The organism is Nonomuraea sp. NPDC050383, from assembly GCF_044459125.1.
GTDB lineage: Bacteria > Actinomycetota > Actinomycetes > Streptosporangiales > Streptosporangiaceae > Nonomuraea.
Genome location: NZ_JBITIP010000033.1, coordinates 50,000 through 57,652, shown reverse-complemented (window position 1 = coordinate 57,652; position 7,653 = coordinate 50,000). Strand labels below are relative to the sequence as shown.

The following is a 7,653-nucleotide window of genomic DNA, read 5'->3' as shown; positions in this document are numbered from 1 at the left end:
GCCCCCCCCCGGGGGGGGCGGTAGCCTCGCCCCCCCCCCCCCCCGGGGGGGGGGGCGCCGGGGGGGGGGGGGGGGGGGGGGGGGGGGCGCGGGGGGGGCGCCCCCCCTTCCGAGGGTGCTCACTTCTCCTGCGACAGGGCCGCGTTCATGGCCGTCGCGAGCTGCTTGGCCGCCGCCTCGACGTCCTGGCCGTCGGTGAACGCCTTGGTGATCGCGTCGGTCTCCAGGCTGGTCCAGGCGGCGGTGTTCTTCGAGACCGGGTACGGCCGGGCGTCCGGGACCTGGTCGATGAACGCCTGGAGGTCCAGTCCGGGCATCGACTTGACCCACGACCCCTGGAGCCCCTCGTAGGCCGGGATGACGGCGCCGGCCTCGGCCTGGATGCGGTTGGCCTGCTCCGAGCCGAGGAACTTGACGAACTCCCACGCCTCCTGCGGGTGCTTGGTCTTGGCATAGACGACGTTGGCCAGGCCGTGGATGACGGTGGCCTCGCCCTTGGGCCCGGCGGGGAGCGGGGCGACGCCGGCCTTGAGGCCCTCGGTCTTGAAGTACTGGGAGGCGTCGTACGAGCCGTCGTACCACATGGCGAGCTTGCCGCTCTTGAACATCTCGATGGGGTCGTTGTCGGTCATCTGCTGGACCGTCGGCGAGAGCTTCTGGTCGAGGAGGTCCTTCCAGAACCTGAGGCCCTCGATGGTGGCGGGGTCGTCGTAGCCCGACTTCTTCTTGTCGTCGGAGATCACGTAGCCGCCGGCCTGGAAGATCGTGTTGTAGAAGACCTCCTGCGACCAGGGCATCGCGCCGATGCCGTGGACGCCCTTGGCCGGGTCGGTCAGCTTCTTGGCCGCCGCGCGGACGTCGTCCCAGGTCCAGGAGGCGTCAGGGTATTTGACCTTGGCGGCGTCGAACAGGTCCTTGTTGTACCAGAGGCCGATGGTGTCGAAGTCCTTAGGGATGCCGTACTGCTTGCCGTCGAGGGTGTAGAGGTCGACCAGCGACTTGGGGTACTTGCCGAGGTCGAGCTTGTCGGCGGCGATCCGGTCGGACAGGGGCATCAGCGCGCCCTGGGAGGCGTACAGGCCGATGCGCGGGCCGTTCATCCAGAAGACGTCGGGCGCCGTGCCGCCGGCCGCGGAGGTCTGGAGCTTGGTCCAGTACTCCTTGTTCGGGGTGAACTGTAGCTTGACCTCGATGTTCGGGTGGGACTTGGCGAACTCCTGGACGATCTTGTTCATCGCCTGGCCCTGGTTCTCGCTGTCCCAGTAGGCGTAGGTCAGCGTCACCTTGCCGCCGGAGCCGCCCCCGTCAGACGAGGAGCATCCCGCGAGTCCTGCCACGAGCGCACCGGCGCACATCAGCGCCCTCATCTTGCCTGTCATGTCGTCCCCATCTGTCGGGTTTGCGCGTGACTGGAAGATAGCGCTCATTTATGAAAACAACTATAGATAATCGTGCAGGATCTTGCAGAAGATGCGCGCACGCGACCGCTGCGTGACAGCTTCGTGACAGAATTATCGAAGGACTCTACGAAAAGAGCAGGTCATCGGCGCGGTCCAGCGCCCATCGGACGGCGCCCAGCGTGACGCAGTCGCTGCCCAGGCCGGAGGCCACGACCTTCGGCGGGTAGTAGCACACGTCGTCGAAGTAGCGCTGGATCGGCTCGACCAGCAGGTCGCCGGCCCTGGCCAGGCGGCCGCCGACCACCACCATCTCCGGGTCGAGCGGGTTGACCAGCGTGAGCAGGCCCTCGCCCAGGTGCCGGGCGAACGCGGTGACGGCCGCCAGCGCCCGCTCGTCGCCGGCGCGCGCCCGGGCGATGGCGAAGTCGGCCGCCTGCTGGTGCGAGCGCAGCTCGCCCGGCTCGGCCTCCATCGCGTAGTCGAAGACGTGCTTGAAGGCCGACCAGTGGTCGCGGGCCTGCCGGCCGATCTCGCCGGCGGCGGCGTTGGCGCCCCGGTGCGGCCGGCCGCCGATCAGCAGGGCGAGGCCCAGCCGATGGCCGGTGAAGAGGTAGACCACGTCGTCATGACCGCGCGCCACGCCCCGCCAGTGCTCGGCGAGCACCGCGAGCCGCATGTCGTTCTCGACCAGCACGGGCGGCGCGAGCCGCCGCCCCAGCTCGGCCCGCAGGTCCAGGCCGGTCCAGCCGGGCAGGACGGTGCTCTTGACCACGCGGCCCGCGTTGTCCACCACACCGGTGGTGCCCACGCCGACGGCCGCCAGGCCGGCCATGGACAGCCCGGCCCGGTCGGCGACGGCGGAGACCAGGCCGGCGACGGCGTCGAGGCGCTCGGCCGCGGTCATCGTGGCGTGGGTGGGCGCCTTGTGCGAGGCGACGACCTCGCCGTTGAGGTCGGCCACCATGGCGCGTACGTGGGAGGCCCCGATGCCGACCCCCGCCACGTGACCCGCCGACGCGCGGAAGCGGAAGCGCCGGGCCGGCCGGCCGCGCTGGCGGTCGCCCTGCTCCTCGCCGCACTCCTCGGCCCAGCCCTCGGCGACCAGGTCCTCGACGATCACCTCGGCCGTCGGCCTGGAGACGCGGGCCGCCCTGGCCAGCTCGCTCAGCGTGGCCACCCCGGCCTCCCGCAGGATGCGCAGCACCGCGGCGGAGTTGAGCCTGCGCAGAAGGGAGGCGTCGCCGCTCTGCTGTCGCACCGGACCTCCAGGGAAACCGTCAGATCGACATCTTACTTAAGAAACCTTGTTGCGTAATCGCGGGGCGGCCGGGAGGCGTGCCAACACGCCGGGCGGCGGCGTGAAGCGAAGCTGTGGGGGCACTTAAGAATCCCTCGATGGACATGCCCGGAGCCGGGACGGCACAGTGCGTTAGGTTCGGGATGAGGGGGAATGTGTGATGAAAGCGCTGGTCAAGGAGAGGCCCGAGCCTGGTCTCCGGCTGGTCGACGTCCCGGAGCCGACGCCGGGGCCCGGTGAGGTGCTGATCAAGGTGCTGCGTACCGGCATCTGCGGCACCGACCTCCATATCCGGAAATTTGATGACTGGGCGAGAAACACCCTGAAGCTTCCCCTCGTCGTGGGGCACGAGTTCAGCGGCGAGGTCGTCGAGCTCGGCCCCGGCGTGGAGAGCGTCGCCGTCGGCGACCTGGTCAGCGGAGAGGGCCACATCGTGTGCGGCCGGTGCCGCAACTGCATGGCCGGCCGCCGCCACCTGTGCCGCAACACCGTCGGTCTCGGCGTGCACCGCGACGGGGCCTTCGCCGAGTACGTCACGCTTCCCGCCGAGAACGCCTGGGTCCACCGCGTCCCCGTCGATCCCGACGTGGCGGCCGTCTTCGACCCGTTCGGCAACGCCGTTCACACCGCTCTGTCGTTCCCCCTCGTCGGCGAGGACGTGCTCATCACCGGCGCGGGCCCGATCGGGCTGATGGCCGCGGCCGTGGCGACCCACGTCGGCGCCCGCAACGTCGTCATCACCGACGTCAGCGACGAGCGCCTCGACCTGGCCGCCAAGCTCGGCGTCTCCCTCGCGCTGAACGTGGCCCGCGACTCCCTCGCCGACGGCATGCGCCGCCTCGACATGCGCGAGGGCTTCGACGTGGGGCTGGAGATGTCCGGCAACCCGCGGGCCATGCGCGACATGATCGGCAGCATGACGCACGGCGGGAAGATCGCCATGCTCGGCCTGCCCGCGGAGGAGTTCGCGGTCGACTGGGCCACGATCGTCACCTCGATGATCACCATCAAGGGGATCTACGGCCGCGAGATGTTCGAGACCTGGTACAACATGTCGGTCCTGCTGGAGAAGGGCCTCGACCTGACCCCGGTGATCACCGACCGGTTCCCGTACCAGGAGTTCGACGCCGCCTTCGACACCGCCGCGCGCGGCCGTACGGGCAAGGTCATTTTGGATTGGAGTTGTGCTTGATGTTCACCAACGTGCGCGAGCAGCTGCGTGAGACGCTCGACGAGATCGGCGAGGCCGGGCTGCTCAAGCCCGAGCGCGTGATCAGCACCCCGCAGAGCTCGAACGTGCGCGTCGCCGGTCAGGAGGTGCTGAACTTCTGCGCCAACAACTACCTCGGCCTGGCCGACCACCCCGAGGTGGTCGCGGCGGCCAAGGAGGCGCTCGACCGGTGGGGGTTCGGCATGGCCTCGGTCCGGTTCATCTGCGGCACCCAGGAGGTGCACAAGCAGCTCGAAGGACGCCTGTCCGCCTTCCTCGGCATGGAGGACACCGTCCTGTACAGCTCGTGCTTCGACGCCAACGGCGGCGTGTTCGAGACGCTGCTCGACGGTCAGGACGCGGTGATCTCCGACGCGCTCAACCACGCGAGCATCATCGACGGCATCCGCCTGTCCAAGGCCCGCCGCCTGCGCTACGCCAACCGCGACATGGGCGAGCTGGAGTCCCGCCTGAAGGAGGCGTCGGACGCCCGCCGCCGGCTGATCGTCACCGACGGCGTGTTCTCCATGGACGGCTACCTCGCCCCGCTGCCGGAGATCTGCGACCTGGCCGACCGGTACGACGCGATGGTGATGGTGGACGACTCCCACGCCGTCGGCTTCGTCGGCCCCACCGGGCGCGGCACGCCCGAGCTGCACGGCGTGACCGACCGGATCGACATCATCACCGGCACCCTGGGCAAGGCGCTCGGCGGGGCCAGCGGCGGCTACGTCTCGGCCCGCCGGGAGATCTGCGAGCTGCTGCGCCAGCGCTCCCGGCCGTACCTCTTCTCCAACTCCCTCGCGCCCGTCATCGCCTCCGCCTCGCTGCGCATCCTCGACCTGCTGGAGAGCACCGGGGAGGCGCGGGAGCGGCTGCGCTCCAACACGGCCCGCTTCCGCAGCGAGATGACGCGCCACGGGTTCGACATCCTGCCCGGCGACCACCCGATCGTCCCGGTCATGATCGGCGACGCGGCGAAGGCGTCCGCCATGTCGGACCGGCTGCTGGAGCTGGGCATCTACGTGATCGGGTTCTCGTACCCGGTGGTGCCGCACGGCCAGGCCCGCATCCGCGTCCAGCTCTCGGCCGCGCACTCCGCCGAGGACGTGGACCGCGCCGTGGAGGCGTTCGCCCAGGCCCGCGGCTGACCGTCCTGGCCCCACGGCCCGGCGGGCGCCGTAGGTATCCTCACCAGCGTGATAGACACGCGCCGCCTGCGCACGCTGCGCGCGGTGGCCGACCACGGCACGGTCACCGCCGCGGCGGCCACCCTGCACCTCACCCCCTCGGCCGTGTCGCAGCAGCTCGTCGCCCTGGAGCACGAGGTGGGGCACCGGCTGTTCACCCGCGACGGCCGCGGCGTGCGGCTCACCGCCGTGGGCACGATCATGCTCAGGCACGCGGACGAGGTGCTCGCCCAGCTCGAACGCGCCGAGGCGGAGGTCGCCGCCTACGCCTCCGGGGAGGCGGGCGAGGTCACCGTGGCCTGCTTCGCCACCGCGATCAGCGCCGTCCTCGCCCCGGCCGTCGCCGCGCTCCGGCTCAAGGCCCCGGGCCTGCAGGTCCGGGTACGGGACGTTGAGGGGGACCAGGGGCTGGCCATGCTGCTCGACGAGCGGGCCGACCTGGCCGTCGTCGTGGAGTACCGCGGGTGGCCGGAGGCGGCGGACGGCCGCCTGTCCCGGGTCCCCCTGTACGCCGAGCCGTTCGACCTCGTCCTCCCCGACGAGCACCCCCTGGCCGCGGGGCCGTCCGACGAGCCGGTGGCGCTCGCGGACCTGGGCGGTGAGACCTGGATCGGCCCCCACCCGGGCAACCCGGTCCACGACGTGATCGCCTTCGCGTGCGAGCAGGCGGGGTTCACGCCCGCGTTCGCGCACTGCTCGGACGACTTCCGCGCCGTGGCGGCGCTGGTCGCGGCGGGCGCGGGGGTGGCACTCGTACCCCGGCTCGCCCTGCGCGACATGACGCTGTCGGGTGTCACGGTACGGCCCGCGCCGGGCCCGGAGCGGCGCGTCTTCGCCGCCGTCCGCCGCGGCGCCGCCGCCCACCCGCTCCTCCGGCAGGTGCTCGACACCCTGCGCGCCATCGCCCCGGCCTGACGCCGCCTCCTCGGCACGTCGCTGTTCCGATCCCCGTGTGAAATTCCGCGTCCATCCGCGGACACGTACGTGATCGAGACCGACAACAGCCCACCGACGAGGATGAAGTGGACGAAACCGATGACCAGTCCCGGTTCGAGACCGTGTACCGGCGCACGTACGAGCAGATCCTCGGGTACGTCATGCGACGGTGCTCCTCCGCCGAGGACGCCGCCGACATCGTGGCCGAGACGTACGTGACCGCCTGGCGGCGCGTGAGCGAGATCCCCCGCGGCGACGCCGCCCGGCTGTGGCTCTACGGCGTGGCCCGGCGCATCCTGGCCAACCACCGCCGCGGCGAGCGGCGCAGGGAGACGGGGCACGCCGAGCTGACCGCCGAGACCCGCCGCCGCTACGCCATGTCCGCCCCCAGCCGGTACGACCACGTGGACCAGGCCATGAACGCGCTCTCCGGCGACGACCGCGAGCTGCTGGCCCTGTCCGTCTGGGAGGAGCTGGACCCCGGCCAGATCGCCGAGGTGCTCGGCTGCTCGCGCAACGCCGTCCGCATCCGGCTGCACCGCGCCCGCAGGCGCTTCGCCCGGGCCCTGGAGGCCGCCCGCCCGGCGGCCGTCCGCCCGCGACCACTGACCAACGAGGAGTCACGATGAGCAACGACCAGGTGTTCAGGGAGCAGGCGAGGGTGCTGGACGCGGACCTGTCCGGCAGCGCGACCACCGCGGGGGCGGACGCGCTGCTGACCGAGATCCTCCTGCTGGACCGGACCCCGGCCCCGGCCTCGGCTGCCCGGCGGCGCCGGCGCGGGCCGACGCCGAGCCGCCTCATGCTGGGCCTGGCGGCCTCGGTCGTCCTGGCCGGCGCCCTCGTCGTCGGCCCGTCCCTGTTCAGGGAGTCGGGGCAGGTGTACGCGAGCCAGGCCGTCACGATCGACCGCAACGGCGACGAGTACGTCTTCTACATCACCGACGGCGACCCCGATCCGGAAGAGCTGCAGAAGGCGCTCGACAAGGTCGGCCTGGGCAACGTGAAGGTGGAGCTGATGCCCGTGTCGCCGCGGGAGCGCCACCCCGTGGTCGGCTGGGAGGACTCGGACCCGGACAACCGGATGGTCTCCGGCCTGTCCGACTGCAAGGTGCGGGTCGAAGGGTGCCTGACGGAATTCAGGATCACGGCCGACACCGAGGGACCGGCGACGCTGTCGTTGGGCCGGCCGGCCAAGCCCGGCGAGAAGTACGAGTCCCCCATCGACGCCACCCTGCCGGGTGAGGTCATGGCCGGGACCAGGATCGGGGGGCTCACGGTGGCCGAGGCGGTGCCCGTCGTGCGCGAGCACGGTCTGAAGGTGGAGTACGAGCTCCGCTGGCCGCTGCACGAGGGGGTCGGTTACAAGGTCGAGGGGCCGGTGCCGGCCTCCCGGGTCGATCCGGGCTGGATGGTTGCGGAGGGTGAGACCTACAACGACGGGGTGATCATCCTGAGCATCGAGCCCGCCCAGGGCGTCACCCCGCCGCCCGGCTACTGACCGTCCGGCCGCGCGGGGGGTGCTGTTCCCGCGCGGCCGGACGCGCGACCGCCCAGGCGGAGCCCATGCCCGCGCGGCCGGAGGCCCGGCCGCGCGGGGGGATCCCCTTCCCCGAGCGG

Annotated in this window: 7 protein-coding genes; 5 read left to right on the top strand and 2 right to left on the bottom strand. The window is 71.6% G+C overall.

Going from position 1 to position 7,653, the window contains the following annotated elements:
* Positions 1–119 precede the first annotated feature (119 nt).
* Both ACIBG4_RS41820 and ACIBG4_RS41815 read right to left on the bottom strand, forming a co-directional pair.
* Positions 120–1,379 carry an ABC transporter substrate-binding protein gene (locus ACIBG4_RS41820; protein ID WP_397208152.1) on the bottom strand — a complete coding sequence of 420 codons (1,260 nt, stop codon included), beginning with the start codon at positions 1,377–1,379 and terminating at the stop codon, positions 120–122.
* A 145-nt stretch (positions 1,380–1,524) separates the two neighbouring features.
* Positions 1,525–2,658 carry an ROK family transcriptional regulator gene (locus ACIBG4_RS41815; RefSeq protein WP_310715611.1) on the bottom strand — a complete coding sequence of 378 codons (1,134 nt, stop codon included), beginning with the start codon at positions 2,656–2,658 and terminating at the stop codon, positions 1,525–1,527.
* Between the two features lie 199 nt (positions 2,659–2,857).
* Here ACIBG4_RS41815 and tdh point away from each other — a divergent pair, with 199 nt between their 5' ends.
* The 5 genes from tdh (at position 2,858) to ACIBG4_RS41790 (ending at position 7,534) form a co-directional block, all read left to right on the top strand.
* Positions 2,858–3,889: an L-threonine 3-dehydrogenase gene (tdh, locus tag ACIBG4_RS41810; RefSeq protein ID WP_397208150.1), complete on the top strand. Its 1,032-nt coding sequence runs from the start codon at positions 2,858–2,860 to the stop codon at positions 3,887–3,889.
* The gene (locus ACIBG4_RS41805; protein ID WP_397208155.1) at positions 3,889–5,058 is read left to right on the top strand and encodes a glycine C-acetyltransferase; all 1,170 of its coding nucleotides are present in this window, start codon (positions 3,889–3,891) and stop codon (positions 5,056–5,058) included. Before tdh ends, ACIBG4_RS41805 begins: the two co-directional genes overlap by 1 nt.
* Before the next feature lie 48 nt (positions 5,059–5,106).
* Positions 5,107–6,012 carry a LysR family transcriptional regulator gene (locus tag ACIBG4_RS41800; protein WP_397208148.1) on the top strand — a complete coding sequence of 302 codons (906 nt, stop codon included), beginning with the start codon at positions 5,107–5,109 and terminating at the stop codon, positions 6,010–6,012.
* A 107-nt stretch (positions 6,013–6,119) separates the two neighbouring features.
* On the top strand, positions 6,120–6,662 hold the full coding sequence (locus ACIBG4_RS41795; RefSeq protein WP_397208146.1) for an RNA polymerase sigma factor: 543 nt from the start codon (positions 6,120–6,122) through the stop codon (positions 6,660–6,662).
* On the top strand, positions 6,659–7,534 hold the full coding sequence (locus ACIBG4_RS41790) for a hypothetical protein (RefSeq protein ID WP_397208144.1): 876 nt from the start codon (positions 6,659–6,661) through the stop codon (positions 7,532–7,534). Before ACIBG4_RS41795 ends, ACIBG4_RS41790 begins: the two co-directional genes overlap by 4 nt.
* Positions 7,535–7,653 lie beyond the last annotated feature (119 nt).